This is a genomic window from uncultured Thiohalocapsa sp., assembly GCF_913062725.1.
In the GTDB taxonomy this organism is placed as follows: domain Bacteria; phylum Pseudomonadota; class Gammaproteobacteria; order Chromatiales; family Chromatiaceae; genus Thiohalocapsa.
On the sequence record NZ_CAJXWY010000008.1, the window covers coordinates 61,945 to 84,917 of the forward strand.

Sequence of the window (22,973 nt, forward strand, 5' to 3'; positions counted from 1 at the left end):
ACTAGCCCGCAGAAAGCGAAAACCGAGATGCGACGGTTATATGCCGCGCAGCGCGGTGCAGCCAAGCGGTCCAAAGCCCCTCGGGCTTGTGTCCGGAATCTGCGTCTTGGCGCTGCGCCCAGAACGATGAGGAGAGACCGCGTGCCGAGCAGTACGCTGGGGTTATCCGGCGGCGGCCGCCGCAGTCCCATCACCTGTCCCGAGGGTCCGATTGCATGACTAAACAGACGCCATCCATGGCGGAGCGCCTCAAGCCCCTGCAAGCGCGGCTGCAGGCATGGCTGCGACTTGCGCGGGAACGGCTCCAGCTGTGGCTGCAGGTCGCCTGGCGCTGGCTGCGCATCGCCGCAGACAAGACCTGGATCGTGCTCCAGCGCCTGCCCATCGCCGGCTACAGCTTCGGGCGGGCACTGGCGGATGCGAGCTACGCGCGGCTGCTGACCGATCTCTACGTGGACGGCGCCAGCTCTCTGCCGAGCGCCGTCGGCGGGGTGCACCCTGACACCACCACCAGACCGGCGCCATTGCCACAGCCCGCCGCCAAGCTCAGCGAGGCACCGCCGGACGCCGCGTTGGTGCTGCTCGGGCTGTTGCAGCAGGAGGGCCGACTGGTCGACTTCCTGCAAGAGGATATCACCGGTTATTCGGACCAGGAGATCGGCGCCGCCGCCCGCGTGGTGCACCAGGGTTGTCACAAGGTGTTGACTGACTATGTGGACATCGCCCCCGTTCGCGCCGAGGCCGAGGGCAGCCAGGTGACACTGGCGCGCGGCTTCGATCCCGCTGCGGTGCGCCCCATCGGCAATGTGGTGGGTGAGCCGCCCTTCACAGGCGCGCTCGTGCACCGCGGCTGGCGGGCCGATGACGTGCGCCTGCCCAAAGTCGCCGGCAGCCGTGACGTGAACATCCTGGCGCCGGCGGAGGTGGAGCTGTGAGCAGACGTTTCGCCATCGGCATCGATCTGGGCACGACACACTGTGCGCTGTCCTTCGTCGAGATCGCCAAATGCGAGGGCGAGGAGGTGGAGCAGCAGGTGATGCCCGTGCCGCAGCTGGTGGACCCGGGCGCAGTGGAGGAGCGGCCCATGCTGCCGTCTTTCTTGTACCTGCCGCACCCCGACGAGTTCAAGGCCGGCGCTCTCGGTCTGCCGTGGCCGGCGCCGGCGGAGCGCATCATCGGGGAGCTGGCGCGCAAACGTGGCGCCGATACGCCATTACGCTTGGTCTCCAGCGCGAAGAGCTGGCTGTGCCATCCGGACGTGGACCGCAAAGCGCCCATCCTGCCGCCGGAGGTCCCCGCAGAAATCCCGCAGGTGTCGCCACTGGAGGCGAGCACCGCCTTACTGACCCATCTGCGCGAGGCCTGGAACGGGTTGCACGGCTTCGATCCGCTGGGCGGGCAGGACGTCACCGTCACCGTGCCGGCCTCCTTCGATCCCGCCGCCCGCGAGCTCACCGCCGAGGCCGCCCAGGCCATCGGTATCGAGCATCTGGTGCTGCTGGAAGAACCCCAGGCGGCGCTCTACAGCTGGGTCAACGACAGCCGTGGCCAGTGGCGCCACGACGTCAAGGTGGGCGACATCATCCTGGTGGTGGACGTCGGCGGTGGCACCAGCGACTTCTCGCTCATCGCCGTCACCGAGCAGGACGGCGCGCTGGAGCTCACGCGGGTTGCCGTCGGTGAGCATATCTTGCTCGGTGGCGACAACATGGACCTGACCCTGGCGCATCTGCTGAAGCAGAAGCTCAAGGTCCAGGGCGTAGCGCTCGATCGCTGGCAGTTGCAGGCCCTGACCCACGGCTGTCGCTACGCCAAAGAGAAGCTGCTCGCCGACGCGACCCTGGAGGCGGTGCCGGTGGTGGTGCCGAGCCGGGGTGCCAAGCTCATTGGCGGCAGCATTCGCACCGAGCTGACCCGGGATGAGGTGGCGGCCGTGCTCATCGACGGCTTCTTCCCTGAGTGCGCCATCACGGACCATCCGGCGCAGCGCGCCCGGGGTGCCCTCACCAAGGTCGGCCTGCCCTTCGCCCAGGATCCCGCCGTCACCCGTCATCTCGCGGCCTTCCTGTCGAAGCAGGCGGGCGCCACCGAAGACCTGGAGGGCTTCGTCGAGCACGCCCATTGGGCCACCTTCCTGCACCCCACCGCGGTGCTCTTCAACGGTGGTGTCTTCAACGCCGCCGTGCTGCGCGAGCGGGTGCTGGAGGTCATCAACAACTGGCTCGCGGCGGAGGACGCGCCGCCGGCGCGACTGCTGGAGGCCCGCGACCTGGACCTCGCCGTGGCCCGCGGGGCCGCCTTCTACGCCTATGTGCGCAAGCACGGCGGGGTGCGTATTCGCGGTGGGACGTCGCATTCCTATTACGTCGGCGTCGAGCCGAGCATGCCCGCCATACCCGGCATGGAGCCGGAGCTGCAGGCCCTGTGCGTAGTGCCCTTTGGGCTGGAGGAGGGCTCCGAGCCCGTTTCCGCGCCCCAGGAGTTCGGCTTGGTGGTGGGCGAGCCCGTGCGCTTTCGCTTCTTCGGCTCCAGCATCCGTCGCGAGGATCAGGCGGGCGATCTGTTGGAAGAGTGGGCCGACGACGAGTTGGAAGAACTGGAGGAGATCCAAACGAATCTGCCGGCGGAAGGCCGCAAGCGCGGCGAGGTGGTGCCGGTGCGCCTGCAGGCCGTGGTGAGCGAGGTCGGCACCCTGGAGCTGACCGCCATGCCACTGGCGGGGGACGAGGGACCCTGGCAGGTGTCCTTCAACACGCGGGGGCAGGCTTAAGTAGCAGGGCGTCGGGACACCCGCCGAGGCGCTGTCGTTGCCCTTGACCGGCGCTGGATGGGCGTCGGCGGGCCACTGGACTGGGTCCGCACAGCTGCCCAGGCCGAGGCTCCCTGCATCAGCGCCTGTGCTGTGCTTCGACGACGGGCTCGTGTGCAGCGACCGCCGCATCGGCTATGTTTGTTCAGGCGTCATCAAACATCGCCCGGGAGTGTCCAATCATGTACAGCTCGATTCGCCGCTACCAGCTCGTCAAGGGCAAGCCGGATCTGGTCCGCGAGAAGGCGGATGCCGTCTTCCTGCCCAGGATCAGCGCCCTCGAGGGCTTCGTCAGCTACTCGGTCATCGTCACCGGGCTCGGCGGCGATGGCCTGCCGGGTATCGTCACAGTAAGCGTGTTCCAGGACGAGACGCAGGCCAAGGCCTCCAGCAAGCTCGCCGCCGACTGGGCGCGGGAGATGAGCGATTTCTTCGCGCTGGAGAAGGTTGGCGAGGAGTCGGGGCGCATCGTCAGCAGAACAGAAGCGCAGTAGCGTCCCGGCCCCAGCGCGCCCCGCCGGCTTAGCCCGTCCAGCGCGCCCAGCGGGTCGGATCCGGGCCGTCGCTCACGGCGAGGCCAATCTGTTGGACCTTGACCAGCTCGTCGGCGATGCCGCCGGCGGTCTCGTCGGCGCCGACGTAGTAGAGGCGCAGGCTGTCGTCGGGCATCGGCACAACCCAGGGGGCGCCGACGGCGAAGGCATCCCAGCGCCCGGAGCCGCTCGGTGCGTGGGCGAAGACGGAGCCGTCCGGCTCGGGGCCCGGGCGGCGCGTCCAGACGATGCCGTCGTCGGACTCGGCGAGGCCGATGGAATGATGGCCGTTGGTGCCGACGCCTTCGTAGAACATGCGCCAGCGTCCGCCGTGGTACATGAGGTAGCGGGTGCCGATGCCGAGGTCATCGAAGGCTCCGGGCTCGCCGGCACCAAGCACCTCGCCGCGCTTGTGCCAGTGCAGGCCGTCCGCGGATTCCGCCAGGCAGACGACGAAGAGCATGCGGGTCGGGTCCAGGGCGTGGTAGTAGAGCCGCCAGCGCCCGTCCGGCAGCTGCACCGGTTGGGGCCAGCCGATCATCGCCATGTCCGGCTCGCCCGGGCGGCCCAAGTCCAGCATGGCACCGCCGTGTGGTCCCTCGATGCGCAGCCAGTGCAGCCCATCACCAGAGATCGCACAGCCGGGGCGTAGCTCCATGCCCTTGACGTCGAATTCGCCCAGGCGGCCGCGCTGGTGATCGCCGCCGATGTACCACATCCAGTACAGCCCGTCGCGCCGGGCGACATGGCAGCAGCCGACATGGGCGGCATCGAAGCGTTGCTTGCTCGGATGCGGTCCGAGCACGGCGCCGTTGTCGAGCGGACCTGGCACCCGGGTCCAGTGCAGACCGTCGTCGGAGCGCGCGAGTCCGCAGTAGCCGGTGGGCAGCGGGATCTCGGGCTCAAAGCCGGCGTCACGCCCGTAGTACCACATCTGCCAGCGACCGTCGGGCTCGCGCAGTACGCAGGGGCAGGAGACACGGGCGTCGTCCCAGTGGTCCGTGGGGCCGGGGGAGAAAATCAGGCCGGGGGATGCGGTGGACGCTGTCGTCATGCGCTTGCACCTCTAAGATTGACTGATGCCCAAGGTGGGTTGAGAACCTGCGACCGGTGGCTGGGCGTCGACGTGGATGCGGGCGATACCCGACGGTGCCAGCAGGCAGGGTATGGAACTGCGCGACATCCCCGGCGGTGGCCTGCGTCAGCGCAGGAAGGGCCCGTCGTCGCCGATCTTACCCGGGCCGTTCAGCACCCAGATGCCGGCGGAATTGGCCTTGACCCGGAAGGACAGGTGGCCGTTGCTGTGGATCTCGCCGCCGGTGACGGCATCGCGGTAGCGCCCCGGGCGGACATCGCCGATGTCCACCGCTTGCTCCGAGCCGATGGCCAGGCCGATGACGGCGTAGCCGCCCCCGCCTGCACCGTCGTCCCCGAGATCACGGACGAAGCGCATGCCGCTGCCCCATTCCGCGACATGGCTCATGGGCGCCTTCTGCAGCGCCGCCACGTTGCGGCGGATCAGGTTCAGACGCTTGAGATGTTGATACAGCGGATGGGACTGGGTCTCGCCGATGCGCGCCTCGGTCAGGTGGTCGCCGAAGTAGGCGCGGCCGGTGGTCTCCAGGGTGTCCCGTTCGCCCTCGACGTCCTGCGGCGCACCCTTCATGAATTCGATCTCCTCGCCGTAGTAGAGGCAGGGGATGCCGCGGGCGGTCCAGATGAGGTTGTAGGCCGCCGCCGCCATCCAGGTCTCGCCCTTGAAGCGGTACTTGAAATCGTTGTCCGGGCCCACGTCGTGATTCTGCAGGAAGGTGACCAGACTGGTGACGTCGCCGTAGATCCAGTCCATGGACAGAACCTGGCCCGTACCTTCGAAGGTGCCGCGGGAGAGGGTATCGCGAAAGGTGCTGAAGAGTCCGAAGTCCAGCTGCGGAAAGCCGGAGTCGCCGCCGGCGGCCGGATTCTGCGGGTCTGACCCCAATCGCGTGTACCACCAGGGCCGGATCTCGGATGGACCATTGTCGCCGCCGCCGAGGTCACCCCAGCCATAGCCCTTCACCAGGTTTTCGCCGAAGACGAAGAGCCCCGGCTTGTGCGCCTTCCAGGCGTTGACATACTCCAGCAGATTGTCGCGCTCGATGTGCTTGACCGTGTCGATGCGCAGGGCGTCCACGCCCATGTCCAGATAGCGCTTGATGGCGCCGATGAGATAGTCCTTGACGTTCTCGCGCTCCGTGGCGAGGTCGATACAGTCGCCGGCGATATGGCGTTGTTGCAGCGGCCGCGGGCTTTCCCAGTCGCCGCCGCAGATGAAACCGTCCTGGTGGTACCAGTTCGGGTCCAGGCCCTGGGGGTCGATGCCGAAGAAGCGGCCCGGTTCATAGCCGGGCTTGGGCACCGTCTCGCCGGTATTCGGGTCTTGCAGGGGCTCGCTGCCGTGGGGATCGCGCGCGTGGCGCGCCTGCCACCAATCCGGTGCCACCGGGTTGTCGATGTCATCGCGGTTCGCCCAGGCGTAGTTGCCCAGATTGCCCTGGTAGGGGCCGTGGCTCACCCGGCCCTGTTCGCCGCCCTGGGGCACGTAGTACTTGGTCGGCAGGTGGTCGATGTGGACGTGGCCGCGAATGCCGTATTGGCAGGAATGGTTCACCACCACGTCCTGAATGATCTTGATGCCGCGGGTGTGGGCGGCGTCGATGAGATCCTGGTAGGTCACATCCGGAGATTCCAGGCGTGGGTCGATGCGGGTCCAGTCGTAGGCGTGGTAGCCGTGGTAGTCGAGGCCGGAGCGGTTCTCCACCGGCGGCGTGATCCAAATCGCCGTAAAGCCCAGATCGCGGATGTAATCCAGGCGCTCGATCAGACCCTTGAAGTCGCCGCGCCAGTGCGGGTCGACGGCGTTGCCATCGGCGTCGAAGCGGATGCGGTCGCGGCAGAAGAAATTGTTGCTGGGGTCGCCGTCGTTGAACCGGGCGGTGAGCAGAAAATAGATGGTCTCCTCGCGGAAGTCCGTGCGCTCGGCCACCGGGCGCGGTGTCTCCCTGACCAGGGCAGGGTCTGCGGGCGGTGGGTCGCCTGGCGCCCGCGTCGCGGCCGCGGCGGGCGCTGCTGCAGCCTGCCAGTGGCCGTCGAAGCTGTACCAGCCGTCGCGCTCGCGTGCGAGGTCGCCGCTCTGGCGGCCATGGCCGTCGTTGAAGACCAGATGCACCCGCGTGGTGTCGTCGAAGGTGAAGACGTGCCAGCCGGGATGCTCGGGGTCCGCGGCCATGGGCACACCCGGCCACTGCGAGCCGCCGCCGGCGGGCTGCCGGTCCCAGGAGTGGATCAGCACGGGCTCGGCCCAGTCTGCGGGCTTGCGGAAGCGAACGGTGATGGCGGGCATGGCGGGCTCCGGGGGTTGCTGGGCGTCGCCGCCATTGTGCAGCAGCGGGCATGGACTGCCGACGCGCTGAACCCCACCTGGATCAATCGCCGCGTGAATCGTCGCCGCTCATACGCCGGAGGCGTCCCAATTGCGAAATGCCAGCAGCCAGGACGAGAGACCCGGGTTGGTCGGCCCGCGGGCGCGCAGCAGCTCGGCGAGATCGATGAGGAGGGAACGGAATGCCTGCATCGCCGCCGCGCGCTCGGCGGCCGGCAGGGTCTCGGGCTCCAGCAGCGTCTCCGCCGCCAGCGAGCCGGCCCCGGCCCACCACGCGTTGGCGTCGAGCTGTTGCCAGGCGGCGGCGGGATCGGTTTGGAAGGCGACGTGCAGCCGTTCCACCTCCGGCGCCCGCGGGTGATCCATGCGGCGCAGCAGGGCGGCCAGCCGGTCGAGCAGGGCGCATGCCCGCCGTTGGTCGGCGATCGCGTCCCGCGGTGGCGGGGTGGCGCGCGGGCGGCGTCGACGCACCATGCTCACCGCACCCCGCTGTGGGCACCGTCGAACGCCCGCCGCACGGCGGCGGCGATGGCGTCATCCTGGCGCTCGATGTCCGCCACCAGCGCCAGCTGGCGGCGGGCCCTGGTGAGATTCTCGCCGCGATGGCGGACACGGAAGTAGCGGTCGCCCTGCAGGTGATCCGTTAGAAAGCGGATGCCGAGCTCCAGCGGGATCAGCCGGATGGCGGCGGCGATGAGGTCCACCTCGGCGGCACTGAAGAGGCCTGCGGTCGTCTGCGCATAGCGCATGAGCAGCGCCTCGCCCAGGTCCAGATCGAAACGCACCGACGCCGCGCCGGCCTCGCCGCCGCGATTGCAGCAGGAGCGCAGACAGTCGCCGATGTCGTGGTGCAACAGCCCGGGCTGCACCGTGTCCAGATCGATCAGACACAGTGCCCGTTCGCCGGCGGGATCGAACAGCAGGTTGTCGAGTTTCGGATCGCCGTGGATCACATGCCGGCGGATGATGCCGCGCGCCGACGCGTCGTCGAGCACGGCGACCAGATCACGCCGCGCCTGGATGTGGGTGAAGACCTCGCGGCTGTCGGCGTCCAGCGGGGCGGCGGCGGCGGCGGACTCCAGCGCCGCCAGATAACCGGGGGTGTGATGGAAGCCGGGCAGCGTCACCGCCAGGGCCGCAGGCTCCAGCGTTGCGCCGAGGCAATGAAACCGGCCCAGCACCCGTCCCACCTCCGCGGCCTGGGTGGTGTGCGCCAGCGCCGGGAGCGTGCGACTCGGCTCGATGCACTCCATCAGCCGCCAGCAGTTGCCGTCATCGTCGCGGACGCAGCCGCGGCCGCCGGCGGTGGCCAGCGCCGGCAAGCGCACGCCGAGCGCGGGGTGGGCCGCCGCCGCCTTGGCCAGCGCCGAGAGGTTGGCCATGATCTGCTCGGGCGCCGGCAATACCGCCGTATTGATGCGCTGCAGCACATAGGCGCCGGTGGTGGCCTGCACGCGGTAACTGTCATTGATGAGGCCGTCACCCAGGGGCGCGACGGCGAGCGGTGTCGCGCCGTGGCCGAGGAAGCGTCGGGCGATGTCCATGAGCCGGTGTTGGCTCTGGACGCGGAACTGATCGTGGCGCTCGGTCATGCAGCAGTGCTGTACGCATCAAATCGGGGCTTTCGGTTATTGTAGGTGAGGTGATGGGCACCGAGTCGCGACCGGGCGTCAGGCGGTCGTCTTTGTAAAGCACGGGCTCAATGGTCTAAATTGACAAATGGCAACCAACGCGCGGGGCTGCATCAGGGCGTTGGCTTCTGGCACAACCGTTTGCGCAGAGAGTCATAGACCAGCCCATGGCCGGCGACAACACCAGACCCCCGATCGACGACGCCACCAGTCTTCCAGCACAAGAGTCACGACCCAAGCCGCTCGGGCTTTCCGGGCGCATCGCCCGCGCCTTCATCAACACACCCGTCACGCCGATGCTGCTGCTCGGCTGTCTCGGCATCGGTCTCATCGGCCTGTTCTTCACGCCGCGGCAGGAGGACCCGCAGATCTCGGTGCCGATGATCGACCTCTTCGTGCAGTACCCGGGGGCCTCCGCCCAACAAGTGGAGAGCATGGTCACCGAGCCCCTGGAGCGGATCATGATGGAGATCCCCGGGGTGCGGCATGTCTACTCCGCCACCCAGCGGGGCGCCGCCGTGGTCACCGTGCGCTTTTACGTGGGCGAAGACATGGGCGAGTCCATCGTCAAGGTCCACGACAAGCTGCAGTCGAACCTGGACAAGATGCCGCCGGACGTGCAGATGCCGCTGGTGAAGCCGGTGAGTGTCGACGATGTGCCGGTGGTGACGGCCACGCTCTGGTCCGAGGACGTGGGGGATGCGCAGTTACGCACCCTGGCGCTGGACGTGCTGCAGGCGCTCGGTGCCGTGAAGAACACCGGCAAGGGCTTCGTCATCGGCGGGCGCGAGGATCAGATCCGCGTCGAGGTGCTGATGGAGCGCCTCGCCGGCTATGGCATCACGCTCGATCAGATCGCCGGCACCATCCAGAGCGCCAACGCCGAGCGCGCGACGGGACAAAGCGAGTCCCGGGGCGCCGCCTTCAAGGTGTACTCCGGCGCCTTCCTGCGCAGCGCCGAAGACGTCTCCCGCCTGGTGGTGGGCACCCGGGGCGGGCGGCCCATCTATGTACGCGACGTGGCCATGGTCGGGCACATGCCCGAGGACGCCGAGGAGATCGTCACCCACTCCACCGGGCCCGCGTATCAGGGCGATACACCGGCCGACGGCGCCCAGGCGGTGACCCTGGCCATCGCCAAAAAAGAGAAGACCAACGGCGTCATCGTCGCCGATGCGGTACTGAACAAGCTCGAGAGCCTGAAGGGGACGCTCATCCCCACCAACGTCCACGTCGAGATTACCCGCAACTACGGCAAGACCGCCAATGACAAGGTCAATGAGCTGCTGCAGGCCATGTTCGAGGCGGCGGTGATCGTGTCGATTCTGTGCCTCATCGGCCTCGGCGCGCGCGCGGCCTTCGTGGTCATCACCGTGATACCGGTGGTGATCCTGCTCACCATCTGGTGGGCCATGGTGGTGGACTACACCATCGACCGCGTCAGCCTGTTCGCGCTGATCTTCGCCATCGGCATCCTGGTGGACGATGCCACGGTGGTGGTGGAGAACATCTTCCGGCACTGGCTGGAGGTGGGCAAGACCTCCATCGCCGAGGCCGTGCATGCGGTGGACGAAGTGGGCAACCCCACCATCCTCGCCACCTTCACCATCATCGCCGCCCTGCTGCCCATGGGCTGGGTCAGCGGCCTGATGGGTCCCTACATGCGCCCGATCCCGGTGCTCGGGTCCTCGGCCATGTTCTTCTCGCTGATCGCGGCCTTCGTCTTCACGCCCTGGTTTGCGCTGCGGGTGCGTCCGCGCCTGGCGGCGCTGCGCAAGGCGGAGCGGCGCGAAGAGGTCACCCGCCGGGTCATCGGGCGCCTCTACCGGCCGCTGGTGATGCCGCTCATCGACAATCGCGGCCTGGGCCGGATCTTTCTGGTCGCGGTCATCGCCATGACCGCCGGCGTCTGTCTGCTGTTCTACACCAAGACGGTGCCGGTGAAGATGCTGCCCTTCGACAACAAGCCGGAGTTCAGCGTCGTGGTCAACATGCCGGAGGGCTCCGCGCTGCCGGAGACCGCCAATGTCGTGCGGCAGCTGGCGCAGAAGGTCCGCGAAATTCCGGAGGTCGAGGCCGTGCAGACCTACGCCGGCACGGCGCAGCCGTTCAACTTCAACGGCATGGTCCGCCATTACTACCTGCGCGCCAACCCCTGGGAGGGTGACCTGCTGGTGATGCTCGAGGACAAGCACGAGCGCGAGCGCGGCAGCCACGAGATCGCCGTCGCCGCCCGCGAGCTGCTGACGCCGCTGGCGGCGCATCTGGGTGCGCGCATCGCAGTGGTGGAGATGCCCCCGGGCCCGCCGGTGCTGCAGACGGTGGTAGCGGAGATCTACGGCCCCAGCGCCGAGGTGCGCCGACAAGTGGCGCGGGACATGACACAGATGTTCGAGGCGGTCGACGGCATCGTCGACGTCGACAACTATCTGGTCGCGCCCTACGCTTACTGGCGCTTCGAGGTGGACACCGAGAAGGCGGTCCGCCGCGGTATCTCTGTGGATGCCATCAATCAGACCCTGGCCATGGCCATGGGCGGTTACCGGGTGGGCGATGTCAAGCGCGGCACCGTGCAGGAGCCCACCTACATCGTGCTCCAGGTGCCCCTCGCCAACCGCGCCGAGCTCAACACCCTGGGGAGTCTGCCCGTCAGCACCCCGAGCGGAGAGACGGTGCCGCTCTCGGAGCTTGGGCGGTTCGTCAAGCGCACCGAGGATCCCATCATCTACCACAAGGACTTGCGGCCCATGGACTATGTGGTGGGCGAGATGGAGGGGCGCCTGGGTGCGCCCATCTACGGCATGCTCGGCGTGGAAGATCTGCTGGCGGACTACAGCACGCCGGACGGGGTCCAAATGAGCGGCATACCCGGCGGCCTGATCGGGCCCCCCGCCGATGACTCGACATCGGGCTTCGAGTGGAGCGGCGAGTGGACGGTCACCTACGAGACCTTCCGCGACATGGGGCTCGCCTTCATCGCCGCGCTGCTGCTCATCTACGGACTCATCGTCTGGGAGTTCCGGGACTTTGCGCTGGCGGGGCTCATCATGTCGCCCATTCCGCTGACGCTCATCGGCATCATCCCCGGCCATTTGGTGATGGGCGCCGAGTTCACGGCGACTTCCATGATCGGGCTCATCGCGCTCGGCGGCATCATCGTGCGCCAGTCCATCCTCATCGTCGAGTTCGTGAAACTGGAGGTCGCCAAGGGCAAGAGCGTGCGCGAGGCGGCGGTGGACGGCGCCGAGATTCGCATGCGACCCATCCTGATTACGTCGCTCACGCTGATGGCCGGCGCCTGGGCCATTATCCAGGATCCGATTTTCCAGGGCATGGCGGTGAGCCTCTTTTTCGGCGCCGGCGTGGCGACACTGATGGCGGTGATCGTGATCCCCCTCGGCTGCATCAGTCTGCGCAGGCACTTTTACCTGCAAGAGGCCGAAAGCGGCGAGATCGAGCTTTCGGGACGTTTTGCGGAGATCGAGGGCACCGCCGCGCCGAAGCGAGCCGGCACCCCCAAGTCCGCGCGGAAGTAACCCGTCAATCGCCCCGTGCCGTGAACAGGACGGGTTTCGTCCGCTGTTGCAGGACGGCCAATCAATCGGCGGCAAAGGCTTCGAGCCCGAGGGGGAGGGGATGTTCGATGCCGGGCCGCCTTGCGGCGGCAGCGGCGCCCGTTTGGCGGCGAGTTGCCGGGTCACCCCGCAGGCGCCAGCAGGCGGGCGATGTGGCGGGTGCGGCGGCGCCTGTGCGGGCGCCCGTTGCGGTGGCTGACCGGCTGCAGTCAGCCCGGCACCGCCGCCGGCAGATCCTGGAACTGCAGCGCGGCGAGCCGCGCGTAGAGACCGCCCTGGGCGAGCAGCTGGTCGTGGCGGCCCTGGGCCACAATGCGCCCGTGATCCAGCACCAGAATCCGATCCGCTTCGCGCACGGTGGCGAGCCGATGGGCGATGACCATGCTGGTGCGCCCGACCATCAGATGGGACAGGGCGTCCTGCACCAGTCGCTCGCTCTCGGCGTCCAGTGCGCTGGTGGCCTCGTCGAGCAGGAGCAGCGCCGGGTCGCTGAGGATGGCCCGGGCGATGGCGATGCGCTGGCGCTCGCCGCCGGACAGGCGCACGCCGCGCTCGCCCAGGAAGGTGTCGTAGCCCTGGGGCAGTCGCTCGATGAAAACGGCGGCATGGGCCGCGGTCGCCGCCGCACGCACCTGGGCGTCCGTCGCCCCCTCGGTGCCGTAACGGATGTTCTCGGCGGCGGAGGCGGCGAAGATGACCGGGTCCTGGGGCACCACCGCGATGTGCCGGCGCAAGGCCGCCGGGTCCAGGTCGCGGAGCGTCACGCCGTCGAAGGTGAGGCGGCCCTGCTGTGGATCGTAGAAGCGCAACAACAGATGAAAGAGCGTGGATTTGCCGGCGCCCGACTGGCCCACCAGCGCGATGCGCTCGCCGGGGGCGATGTCGAGATCCAGGTCAGCCAACGCCGGACGCTCCGGGCGCGCCGGATAGCGAAAGGTCAGGCCCTCGGCGCGGATGTGGCCCGTGACGCGCGCCGGGAGCGCGCGCGGCCGCGGCGGCGCCTGGATCGCCGGCTGCGCCTGCAGGAGCTCCATGAGCCGTTCCGCCGCGCCGGCGCCGCGCAGCAGTTGGCCGACGATCTCGCTCAGTGAGCCGACGGAGCCCGCCATGAGCACCGCGTAGAACAGGAACGCAGACAGCTCGCCACCGCTGATCTCCCCGGCGAGCACGGCATGGCCGCCGATCCAGAGCACGGTGCCGACGGCGCCGAAGGCGAGCAGGCTGGCCACCCCGGCGAGCAGAGCCGAGGCGAGCGAGCGTCGCATGGCCGTGGTGAACGCCGCTTCCACCCGCTCGCCATAGCGCGCGGCATCGACGGGCTCGTGACAGCTGGCCTGGACGGTGCGGATGGCGTGCAGCGTCTCGTCGACGTAGGCGCCGATATCGCCGATCCGATCCTGGCTCTGGCGCGACAGCCGCCGAACCCGGTGGCCGATGAGCCAGGTGGGGAGGATCACCAAGGGCACCCCAAACAGGACCAACGCCGTGAGCTTGGGGCTGGTCACCGCGAGCATGAGCAGCCCGCCCGCGGCGAGGATGGTGCTGCGCAGTCCCATGGCCAGGGTCGAGCCGACCACCACCTGCAGCAAAGCCGTGTCGCTGGTGAGGCGGGCGATGAGCTCTCCGGTGCGGGTGACCTCGTAGAAGCCCACATCCAGCGCCAGCGCGCGGGCGAACACCGCCCGGCGCAGGTCCGCCACCACCCGCTCCCCGATCCAGCTCAGCAAATAGCTGCGCAGGGCCACGGAGGCGGCGAACACGAGCACGACGGCGAGAAACAGGCCCAATGCCAGGTTCAGCGCCTGTGGTGAGCCGGTGGCCAGGCCGCGGTCCACCACGGCACGAATCACCTGGCCGAAGGCCAGCAGCGCCACGGCGGCGAGCACCAGCGCCGTCAGCGCCAGCACCAGCCGCCCGCGATAGGGCCAGGTGAAGGCGAGCAGGTGCAACAGCGAGCCCAGATGGCGCGAGCGGCCGCGATCGGTGTGCTCGCTGTCGCCGGCGTCTGGAGAGGCTTGTCGGGGCATGGTCGGGGGCTCCGGGCTGGCGGCGGTGCCCACGCGGTTTGCGATCGTGCCGCGCCTGTCGTTCAGATGGACACGGGGAAATGAGGATCAAGCCGGGACAGAACCGGCTGGAGGTGCGGGCCCGCGGGGCCCATGCGCACTCGCGAGCCCCGGGTCGTGGGCGGCGCCATCGAGGGCGCATGGGTCGTCGGGTTGGTGCTGGGCGCAGCGGCGATCGTCAGGTTTGCGGCGGCTGACTCCCAGCGCCTGTCCCCTGCGCGGTGCGGCCATGGACGCCAGCGCAGGCAGCCGGGAGCGATGCCCCACTCGTGGCCCAGACCTGAGACCAGGACGTACGGGCGACCGTGGATGTTTGCCCTGATGCTATCGGGCCGGCGTGACTGGCCCGCAGCGGATTTCAGGGGCGCAACAGCGTGTAGAGCTTGTCCTTGAGCAGGAGCCGCTCTTTCTTCAGTTCTTCGATGGTCTCATCCGCAACCGGCGTGCCGAGCTCCTCGAGCTTTCTTACGCGGGCGTCCAGATCGTCGTACTGATCCATCAGCGCCGCGAATGCCGTATTGGATTCGCGCATGGATTCGATCTGGCCTTCCAGCTCCGGGAACTCGTGCAGTAAGTCATGTGTTTCGCCGAGCATCGGGTCTTCGTCCTCCGCAGCAGTGCGCCGTCATGGGCGCATGTGGTTGCCCCGGGATCGGGCTTCGGGCCCCTTGCGCGCACGCCGTTGCCGGGTCAGCGTGCGCATGGGCTCTCACGTGCAGTCTGCGCTGCGGCGCCCGATGCGCCGCTGCTCACGAGACTGTTCTCCCATTGTAAACCAGGGTTCATATCACCAGCACCACACAGCGGCCGTCGGGGATGACCTGGATTATGGAAGTGTTCGCTCGGCGCCACACGCTGCGGGCGTCGGACCGCGGCGGGGTGTCGGTTGCGGGCAGCCCGGATGCCGCGGCGGGGCAGGATAGGTGTGGCGCCATGGGGCTGTTGCCGAGGCGCTGACAGCGGCCGATTCGGCGCTCAGCGGTGTGGCCCGGCGCTTGCGGTCGACGGGGTGTCGGACGCCCGCCAGAACCGGCCGTTACTCATCCTTGTTGAGCGCGTCGATCACGGCCTGGGTGAGGTCCACTTCGGCGCCTTGCTCGAAATACAGCATGCCGGCACGACCCGGATCGAAGGTGCCCACCTCGAAAACGGCGGAGATGTTACGCGCCTCGGCGATAGCAGCGATGGCCGCCTGCGCCGGCTCCATGAGCTTCTGCCCCGCCTCCTGCTGAATCTTGGTCACCTGTTCCTGGACCCCTGCAAAGTCGGTCTCGAACGCCTCGATGCGGCGCTCGATCTCGGCTTCTTGCTTGTCCAGCTGCGCCTGGCTCATCAGCGGCTTGTCGCGCTCGAGCCGGGCCTGCATCTGACGGATCTCCTGCTCGCGTCGGGCAAACTCCCGCTGCTCGTCACCAAACTCTTCGTTGAGGCGTTGTTGGACGGCTCGGCCCTCAGTGCTCTGTGCGAAGACCCGTTCCATGTTGACAAAGCCGATACCCTCGGCGGCTGCCGGTATCGTCCCGAGCGTCAGCGTCAGGGCGGCGAGGCCGGTGGCGAGTGAACGGCGTGGAAGGGGCTGCATGGTTGCGTGTCTCCGGAACTGCGGCGGTCGCTTGGACCTCATCGAGGCGTTGGGCCGGCATGATACCGGCGACGCGCGCCAAAGTATCTGCGACCGGCGACGATTCTACTGCCGGCGCCGCTCCAGCAACAGCCTCGGCGCCGCAGCATCCATCCCTGCTGGGGTACAATCCGGCAAATTTTCAACGGCGGCTGCGGCGCGTGACCGGTCGCGCCGGCAGCCGCCGCCGCGGAGGCAGACGACATGGCCAACTCGCTGCAGGATCAACTGCTCAAAGCGGGACTCGTGGACGAGCAGCAACTGAAGCAGGCGAAGAGCAAGAAGCGCAAGCAAAAGCGCGCCGGCGGCGGCCGCGCCCCCGCGGATACGCAGCGGCGCGCCGCCGCCGAGCAGGCGGCCGCCGAGAAACGCCGCCGCGACCAGGCGCTGAACCGCGAGCGCGAGCTCGAGCGCCAGCGCAAGGCCGAGCTGGTGGCGCTGTGGCAACTGGTGCGCGACAACCGCGTCTCCCGCGACGGCGGCGACCTCGCCTACAACTTCACCGATGGCTCGGCCCTGAAGCGGCTCTATGTCACCGGCGCCCAGCAGCAGGCGATCGCCGGCGGCGATCTCGCCATCGTGCGGCACGATGATTTCTACGAGATTGTACCCGCCGCGATTGCGCAGCGTGCCGAGCAGACCGACCCCGCGACCTTGGTGGTTTGGAATAAGCCGGGCGACGCCGACCCCGACGACCCCTACGCCGAGTTCGAGGTGCCGGATGACCTGATGTGGTGAGGGCAGCCGCTGGCAGGCGGCGGTCATCATTGATGTACATGGCGGGGCGGCATCGGCTGCGGTTGTGGCGGAGGTCGGGTGGCTGAGGCCTCGCGTCTCCCGTGCCCATGAGCGTCGCTCTGCTCACCGGGTCATCTCTGTGAAAAACGTGTGTGATATGGCCATCTCGAGTTCTATCCGTCAACGCTCGAGCCTGCATCGCGACACCTGCCCCTGAGGACACTGAGTTGTACGACTTGAGGTCGGTGGCGGCGAAGTGCCAGCTCAACTTGATCATTAGTACAAAAGTCTTGACGATGCGTCCAGAAGTTAACCGATGTGCCCACCGCCCGGTTGATTCGGCTCAGCCCAACACCTAGTCTCCCCCACAGGGACCAACCACGAACCTACCGCAACTAGCGCGGGCCGACGGACCGCACGGGGCTAAGTTCCCCCGCTTCCTGCACTCGCGCGACCCCAGCGGGCTGCCTCATGACTGTGCGTCAGGGTTTGCTGCCCGCCGAGTGAGCATGGCGCTGACATGCAACGGCAAGATTCGGTATCGCCAAAACCCGATCTGACACGCGTCGATTGGTCGTACGGTGACTATTCGCCGAATACCTGGTGTCCCGATTTCTCAACAGATTGTCATCACTCTGGTGAGGTCCGCAGGGAATTGCATCTCAGCGGGTCACCACCAGCATCTCGAGCGAGCACGACATTCGTAAGCGATGGCACACAGCGCCCCCATTCTGGTGAAGCAGCTCCAACACCGAGCAAGTATGGAGCAACGACTGTGGGCGATGATATTCATGCTGCTGATGACGACGCTCGCCACATCGTACGCACTAGCCGCACAGCGGGATGCGGCGGCCGCGTCGGCGCAGATTGCTCTGACGCTCAAAGACGCGGTGCTCCTCTCCGTGAGGAATAACCTCGAACTGCAGGATGCCTACCTCCAGAACCTCGTCTCAAAAGTTGACTTGTGGGTGGCCGAGGGTCGCTTCGTGCCACGTGGAAGTGTGGCAGCCAGGCTCACGACCGGAGATAACCAGCCGGTTGACGCCAGCCGCGATAAGCCAAGCGAGTTACGTCTGCGCCCTACGCTGGAATGGAAGCTGCCCACCGGCGCCGATCTGACGTTTTCGTGGGCCACAAACGGTCGGCGCAGTGACGGCACATCGGAGTCGACGTCCAGCCTCGAAGCGGTCATGACACAGCCCTTGCTGCGAGGGGCGGGGATCGACATCAATCAAATCCCAGTCGATGTCGCCCGTAACGAATACGCAAACGACCTACTGGACCTGCGGCAGACAGTAAGCGCGAAGATCACCGACGTGGTCTTCGCCTATCGGCAGCTCAAGCTGGAGCGAGGGCGTCTGGAGATTGCGAAAACGGCCCTTGAGCGGGCACGACGACTGGTCGAGACGAACCGCCGCCTGATCGAAGCAGGACGCATGGCCGCAACGGAGTTGATTCAGGCAGAGGCCGACGTAGCCGCGCAGGAGGTTAATCTCGCCGAGCGCGATAATGCGCTGGACGCTGCTCGCCTGCGCTTGTTGGGCCTTCTGAACTTGCGTGCGGGCACGCAGATTTCACCTGCCGACGCCATTGAAATCACGGAAGTCTCGCCGGACTACCAGCGATGGCTGCGCACGGCGTTGAGCATGCGCCCGGATTATCAGCGCGCCCTGCTCTCGCGTCAAAACCGCCGGCTGAATCGTAAATTGGCCGAGAACGACAGCAAATGGAGGCTGGATCTCACCGCTAGCACGCGCGTCGATAGCCGGGCCGAACGCTGGCTCTACCCGGTGCCGGATGCCCCGTATGGCCGGCGTTGGGAGGTCGGGCTGGAGCTCGTGGTCCCGCTATTCGATCGGACCCTCAAACAACAGCGCGTGCGTGCCACCGTGGCGGAGCAGCAGGCGGACAACCGGGTCGAGTCTCTTCGCCAGTCGATCGAGCGAGACCTTACGGATAAGCTGCGCAGCCTTCATGTTCGACGGCGTCAGGTCGACCTCGCCCGGCGCTCACTCAGTCTGGCCCAAGAGCAACTGCAAATTGAGCAATCGAAGCTGGAGTTGGGGCGGTCCACAAACTTTGAGCTGGTTAAGCTGCAGAACGATCTGGTACGTGCCGAAAATGCCGAACTGCGTGCCATCATCGACTACCTGAACTTGCTCACGGAACTGGACCAGTCACTTGGCACCACCTTTGCGACTTGGGGCTTGACAATCACGAATTTAACGCCGGTGTGGGAACCAGGCTCATGAGCGACGGCTGTGCGAAGGTATTGGCACAGACAATGCTGCCCCCACGCGGTCGCACGCAATTGCCTGGCCGGCTTCGGCGTAGGATGTCTGCAACGTCCTAGCGGTACAGCCGCCGGGACCGCGCTCGGTATCACGGCCAACAATGTAAGAGACCACTCACAATGCGATATCGGGTCATCTCTCGATCATCCTGCCGTGGTGGCAAGGTATGGCCGGCGTAAGACGAGTCAGTCATATGAGCGGTTTATCACGTCGATCACTGATCCTGGGAGTGCTCGTGGGGGTTGTGGCCGTGGGCGGCTCCGTGTGGCACCTTGACGTCTTTGGGATACGCGCCTCAGGCGTCAGCGCCGAGACGGTTGCAAATCGCGACTCGGCCGCACGATTGGAAACGCAGATTTTGACCCCCGAGCAGTATCGGCAGACCATCCAGCTTCTCGGAACCATAGAGCCCTTGCAGCGCGTCAATGTTGTGGCACCCTATAGTGGAACCATTGAGCGCCGCTTTTTCAGGTACGGAGACGCGGTCTCGGCAGGTGACCCGCTATTTCACATGGACGACGATAAGGCGCAGGTCGAGTATCGCAAAGCGCAGTCGGCCTTCATCGACGCACGGGAAGCATTTGCGCAGCTGAGCGACTGGGAGGACAGCGCGGACATGCATCGGGCCGCTCGGCAAGTCCGTCGCGCTCGATCGAAGCTGCGCGCCCTCAAGCAGAAGCACGAAGAAACCGCCAGGTTGCTGCAATTAGGACTCGTGCCCGAGAGTGAGCTCCGGTCACTGGACCAACAGATCGAGGACGCTCAGCTCGAGCTTGCGCAAAGCGAAGAGGAACTGGTTGAAACACGCAAGCGAGGCGGTGCGGAAAAGGTCCGCGTCGCACGTCTGAAGCTTGAGAACGCCGCCTTCGCGATGCGTGAATGGGCGCGCAAGCTCGAGGCTGCGCTGGTGGAGGCGCCGGTGCCGGGCGTGGTTCTAGAGCCACGGAGCGGCCGGGAAGGCGAGACGAACCGCTTGGAGGTTGGCAGTACCGTCAGTGAAGGCGAGACGGCGGTGAGTCTGGGCGATTTGACGGGTATCCGCGTCAGCGCCGATGTCGACGAAGTAGAGATCGGTTGGCTCGAGGCTGGCCAGCCTGCTGTGATCTCCGGTGATGCATTCCCCAAGTTATCGTTGGCAGGAACATTGGCGAGGGTCTCTGCCGAAGCGCGCAGGGACGCCGGGCGGAACGCACCAACCTTCGAAGCATCCATCGAGGTACCGGAGCTGAGCATGGCGCAGCGTCGGGCAGTGCGAGTGGGGATGTCAGCACGTGCCGAGATTGTGCTGCGGGACAGTTCCACGGCCCTTGTGGTGCCCATTGATGCGGTAGTGCAAGGGACCGACGGGCCAGCCGTGCGCGTTTTGCGAGCGGGAGATGTTGTGACGACACCCGTCGAGCCGGGCTTGAGCGGCATCAACCGCGTCGAGATCCTGGAAGGGCTGAGCCCGGGTGACGAAGTGGTGCTCAATCCATGAGCACCGGTGCACCGCTGATTGAGGTGGACGCGCTGCACAAGGATTATACGGTTGGCGGAAAACCGTTGCCCATTCTCAAGGGCGTGAGCTTCGATATCACCAGCGGTGAGCTGGTCTCGGTAATGGGTAGCTCAGGCTCCGGAAAATCGACGCTGATGAATATCCTCGGCCTGCTCGACCATCCTACGCGGGGCCGCTATAAGTTCGGGGGTCGCGATGTCGCGGCGCTGAGCGAGCCAGAGCTGGCTCGCGTGCGCAATCAACAGATCGGCTTCGTGTTCCAGCAATTCAATTTGCTGCCCCGACTGAGCGCGCGGGACAATGTTGCATTGCCGCTGCTGTATCGGGGCAGCGCCCGGCGCGATGCCTTAAGCCGGGCTGATGCCATCCTGGCCGACCTGGATATGGCCGAGCGCAGACATCATCAACCCAGCGAGCTCTCCGGTGGGCAGCAACAACGGGTTGCCATCGCCCGCGCCATCGTTGGCGCGCCGAATGTCCTCCTAGCGGATGAGCCGACGGGCGCGCTCGACAGTCGGGTCGGACAGGAAATCATCGATCTGTTCGTGCGACTGAACCGCGATGCGGGCACAACGGTCCTCGTCATTACCCACGACGCCGGCGTTGCCCAGCAGTGCGAACGGCGGTTGCTCATGCGCGACGGTCTGCTGTTGGCTGACGACCGGTGACGCTGTCGTGGGGGTGTGGTCCAATGTGCTGGAAACGCTGCGTAACCTGCTCGCAACCAAGCAGCGCTCGGCCCTCGCACTCATAGGGATAATCATCGGCACGGGCTCGGTCGTAGCGATGATCAGCATCGGGTCCATGGCGCAGCGGGAGTCGCTGAAGCGATTTCAAGCCATGGGAACGGATCTTATCCAAATTCGGTTACGCGCGGTGATGCCAGGTCAGTCCCTGGGTCTGGAGCGCATCCCCGCCATAGAGCAAGGTTTGGCGGCCTGGCTGCATCCGCTGGCGCCGAAGGCGGTGAGTGCAGACCCGGTAGACATCGCGGGGTCGAGAACCTACGTTGACTATGTCGGCACCACTGCTGCGCTAGCGCAGCTCAATGACCTGGTCATCGCAAAGGGACGGTTCATCTCGCCGCTTGATCGCTACCGGCGCTTCTGCGTGCTCGGCGCCGAAATCCAAAGGCGTTTCGCGGACGCTGCGCTGCCGAGCGACGTTGGAGAAGCCCTTGTTTTCCGCGGGCGCGTTTTACGGATCATCGGCATACTCGAGCCGACATCCAAAGGCCTTGGTGACAGCGATCTCAACCGATCGATTGTGCTGCCGGCGACGACCTTTATCCGCATGATTCGAGGTGGTGTTTCGACCATCTCCGCCCGATTCAGGCCCGGTATCGATCACGAACGGGCAACAGACGATATCGCACGCTGGCTCAGGCGTAACCTACCTGACTTCACCGCGAACATCATCCGACCTGAACAAATGATTGCCCAGATGCGCCAGCAGATGCGTCTGTTTACGCTGATGCTTGGTGTGATCGGGAGTATTTCCCTCATCGTAGGCGGCGTGGGGGTGATGAACATCATGTTGGTGTCCGTCACGGAGCGCCGTCGGGAGATCGGCGTGCGGGTGGCTATAGGGGCACGCCGATGGGATGTGCGAATGCACTTTCTGATCGAGGCCATGATGCTCTCCCTCTTCGGCGGGGTGCTGGGCATCGGCTTGGGCGTGCTGACGGCTTGGCTGGTGTCGATGGTGGCCGGATGGGCCTTCTTCGTCTCGGTGCCTGTGATGATTCTCGGGTTCACGGTATCGGCCGCAGTCGGGATCTTTTCGGGACTCTACCCGGCCGTGCAAGCGTCCAAGACCGACCCGATCGTGGCGCTGCGCAGCTAGTCAAGGGCTGGAGCAACAGACAAACGCGTGGCAAAGAAAGGGCGGTGGTACAACCGCCGAACCGCGGGAGTCTCGCGAACCGCGACGCCCAAGAACCCTTGGTAGACGCTCAGACAACGAATCTAGACGCTGAGACAAGTCCTGGACCAGAATCATCCGTAGTCTATCGCCTTGTAATGAGGAAGAACATTGCACGCGGCGACCTAGCGAGCGTAACTCGGCGGGCGGCGTGCGATGCCGGACGAATTTTCCTCTCTACACCGCCAAATAACAGGCAGGTAGCACGGAGCCGTAGAGCCAGGCTCGGACAAGGTAGAAAGAAAAGCGATTACGCGCGACGCAAACAAGAGATTCCGCACTGAGAATAACATCAGCGGGTGGATGCAGTGCTCCGCTGGGCTTGGCACGCCTTGGTAGACAAGCATCGTCCCGTCCCGACGAGGCTCCGACGTATACGTATCTGAAAGAAACGATGACGAAAAAATTGAGCTGGACTACAGCTTTTTGCTGTCTTTTCTTTGCGGGTGCTTGCTCGGCATCGAAGCCCTACGGATGTGAGAACTGGCACTGCTTTGATGAAGCGAAAGGCAGCTATGTCGGCGAAATACGTGGAGAGCTCTGTCCAAAGTTTGTTGCGGACTCCCGATACCCGAGGCTTTTCTTATGCCAGAGTAAACAGGCGGTACAAGCGTGGGCAGACGCACAATGCAACAGCCACGTGCCGGCCTGCGCAAAGGAAAAGTGCTGGGCGAGCGTACCGGATGGGGCCGATTTCAATCGCGGGCAGAAAGGTCTGGACTGCTTTTAAAAGTGCCTGTGGGCAATGGAGCCCCAATCGCGAAGACGAATGCCGCGCCTGGCGCAAGCCGGGTGGCCGCGGGTGATTGCTCACCCGCGGCTCCCACAGATCCGGACGTGCGCGTTAACGCATCCGGCTCCTCG

The 22,973-nt window shown here is 66.2% G+C and carries 16 protein-coding genes; 9 read left to right on the top strand and 7 right to left on the bottom strand.

From position 1 onward, the window contains the following. The first annotated feature begins 215 nt into the window (after positions 1–215). From QZ588_RS03595 to QZ588_RS03605, 3 genes are all read left to right on the top strand, one after another. Positions 216–935: a DUF2760 domain-containing protein gene (locus tag QZ588_RS03595; protein WP_295540026.1), complete on the top strand. Its 720-nt coding sequence runs from the start codon at positions 216–218 to the stop codon at positions 933–935. Next, complete coding sequence (locus tag QZ588_RS03600) at positions 932–2,770, top strand: Hsp70 family protein (protein ID WP_295540027.1); 1,839 nt, start codon at positions 932–934, stop codon at positions 2,768–2,770. Before QZ588_RS03595 ends, QZ588_RS03600 begins: the two co-directional genes overlap by 4 nt. Before the next feature lie 221 nt (positions 2,771–2,991). Then, entirely contained in the window at positions 2,992–3,303 is a 312-nt protein-coding gene (locus QZ588_RS03605) for a hypothetical protein (protein ID WP_295540030.1), read from the top strand. A gap of 28 nt (positions 3,304–3,331) precedes the next feature. Here the strand turns inward: QZ588_RS03605 and QZ588_RS03610 are convergent, their stop codons facing one another. The 4 genes from QZ588_RS03610 to QZ588_RS03625 form a co-directional block, all read right to left on the bottom strand. Further along, entirely contained in the window at positions 3,332–4,396 is a 1,065-nt protein-coding gene (locus QZ588_RS03610; RefSeq protein WP_295540032.1) for a glycosyl hydrolase, read from the bottom strand. A gap of 147 nt (positions 4,397–4,543) precedes the next feature. Next, positions 4,544–6,724 (bottom strand): alpha-amylase family glycosyl hydrolase, encoded by a 2,181-nt coding sequence (locus QZ588_RS03615; protein ID WP_295540035.1) that lies wholly within the window; start codon positions 6,722–6,724, stop codon positions 4,544–4,546. A 108-nt stretch (positions 6,725–6,832) separates the two neighbouring features. Next, the gene (locus QZ588_RS03620) at positions 6,833–7,237 is read right to left on the bottom strand and encodes a hypothetical protein (RefSeq protein WP_295540038.1); all 405 of its coding nucleotides are present in this window, start codon (positions 7,235–7,237) and stop codon (positions 6,833–6,835) included. A gap of 2 nt (positions 7,238–7,239) precedes the next feature. Beyond that, on the bottom strand, positions 7,240–8,355 hold the full coding sequence (locus tag QZ588_RS03625) for an aminoglycoside phosphotransferase family protein (RefSeq protein WP_295540040.1): 1,116 nt from the start codon (positions 8,353–8,355) through the stop codon (positions 7,240–7,242). A 206-nt stretch (positions 8,356–8,561) separates the two neighbouring features. Here QZ588_RS03625 and QZ588_RS03630 point away from each other — a divergent pair, with 206 nt between their 5' ends. Beyond that, complete coding sequence (locus tag QZ588_RS03630; RefSeq protein ID WP_295540041.1) at positions 8,562–11,930, top strand: efflux RND transporter permease subunit; 3,369 nt, start codon at positions 8,562–8,564, stop codon at positions 11,928–11,930. Positions 11,931–12,178: 248 nt separating this feature from the next. Here the strand turns inward: QZ588_RS03630 and QZ588_RS03635 are convergent, their stop codons facing one another. From QZ588_RS03635 to QZ588_RS03645, 3 genes are all read right to left on the bottom strand, one after another. After that, positions 12,179–13,996: an ABC transporter transmembrane domain-containing protein gene (locus QZ588_RS03635; RefSeq protein ID WP_295540043.1), complete on the bottom strand. Its 1,818-nt coding sequence runs from the start codon at positions 13,994–13,996 to the stop codon at positions 12,179–12,181. Positions 13,997–14,393: 397 nt separating this feature from the next. Then, the gene (locus tag QZ588_RS03640; protein WP_295540045.1) at positions 14,394–14,630 is read right to left on the bottom strand and encodes a YdcH family protein; all 237 of its coding nucleotides are present in this window, start codon (positions 14,628–14,630) and stop codon (positions 14,394–14,396) included. 441 nt (positions 14,631–15,071) lie between these two features. Continuing rightward, a complete protein-coding gene (locus QZ588_RS03645) occupies positions 15,072–15,617 on the bottom strand; it encodes an OmpH family outer membrane protein (protein ID WP_295540048.1) in 546 nt (181 codons plus the stop codon). A gap of 243 nt (positions 15,618–15,860) precedes the next feature. Here QZ588_RS03645 and QZ588_RS03650 point away from each other — a divergent pair, with 243 nt between their 5' ends. The 5 genes from QZ588_RS03650 (at position 15,861) to QZ588_RS03670 (ending at position 22,031) form a co-directional block, all read left to right on the top strand. Beyond that, the gene (locus QZ588_RS03650; protein ID WP_295540049.1) at positions 15,861–16,394 is read left to right on the top strand and encodes a DUF2058 domain-containing protein; all 534 of its coding nucleotides are present in this window, start codon (positions 15,861–15,863) and stop codon (positions 16,392–16,394) included. 761 nt (positions 16,395–17,155) lie between these two features. After that, positions 17,156–18,646, top strand: coding sequence for a TolC family protein (locus QZ588_RS03655; protein ID WP_295540052.1), 1,491 nt, complete (start codon positions 17,156–17,158; stop codon positions 18,644–18,646). 235 nt (positions 18,647–18,881) lie between these two features. Continuing rightward, positions 18,882–20,165 (top strand): HlyD family efflux transporter periplasmic adaptor subunit, encoded by a 1,284-nt coding sequence (locus tag QZ588_RS03660; RefSeq protein ID WP_295540054.1) that lies wholly within the window; start codon positions 18,882–18,884, stop codon positions 20,163–20,165. Beyond that, positions 20,162–20,854 carry an ABC transporter ATP-binding protein gene (locus tag QZ588_RS03665; protein WP_295540057.1) on the top strand — a complete coding sequence of 231 codons (693 nt, stop codon included), beginning with the start codon at positions 20,162–20,164 and terminating at the stop codon, positions 20,852–20,854. The genes QZ588_RS03660 and QZ588_RS03665 overlap by 4 nt, the downstream gene beginning before the upstream one ends. Before the next feature lie 25 nt (positions 20,855–20,879). After that, entirely contained in the window at positions 20,880–22,031 is a 1,152-nt protein-coding gene (locus tag QZ588_RS03670; RefSeq protein WP_295540059.1) for an ABC transporter permease, read from the top strand. Positions 22,032–22,973: the final 942 nt, after the last annotated feature.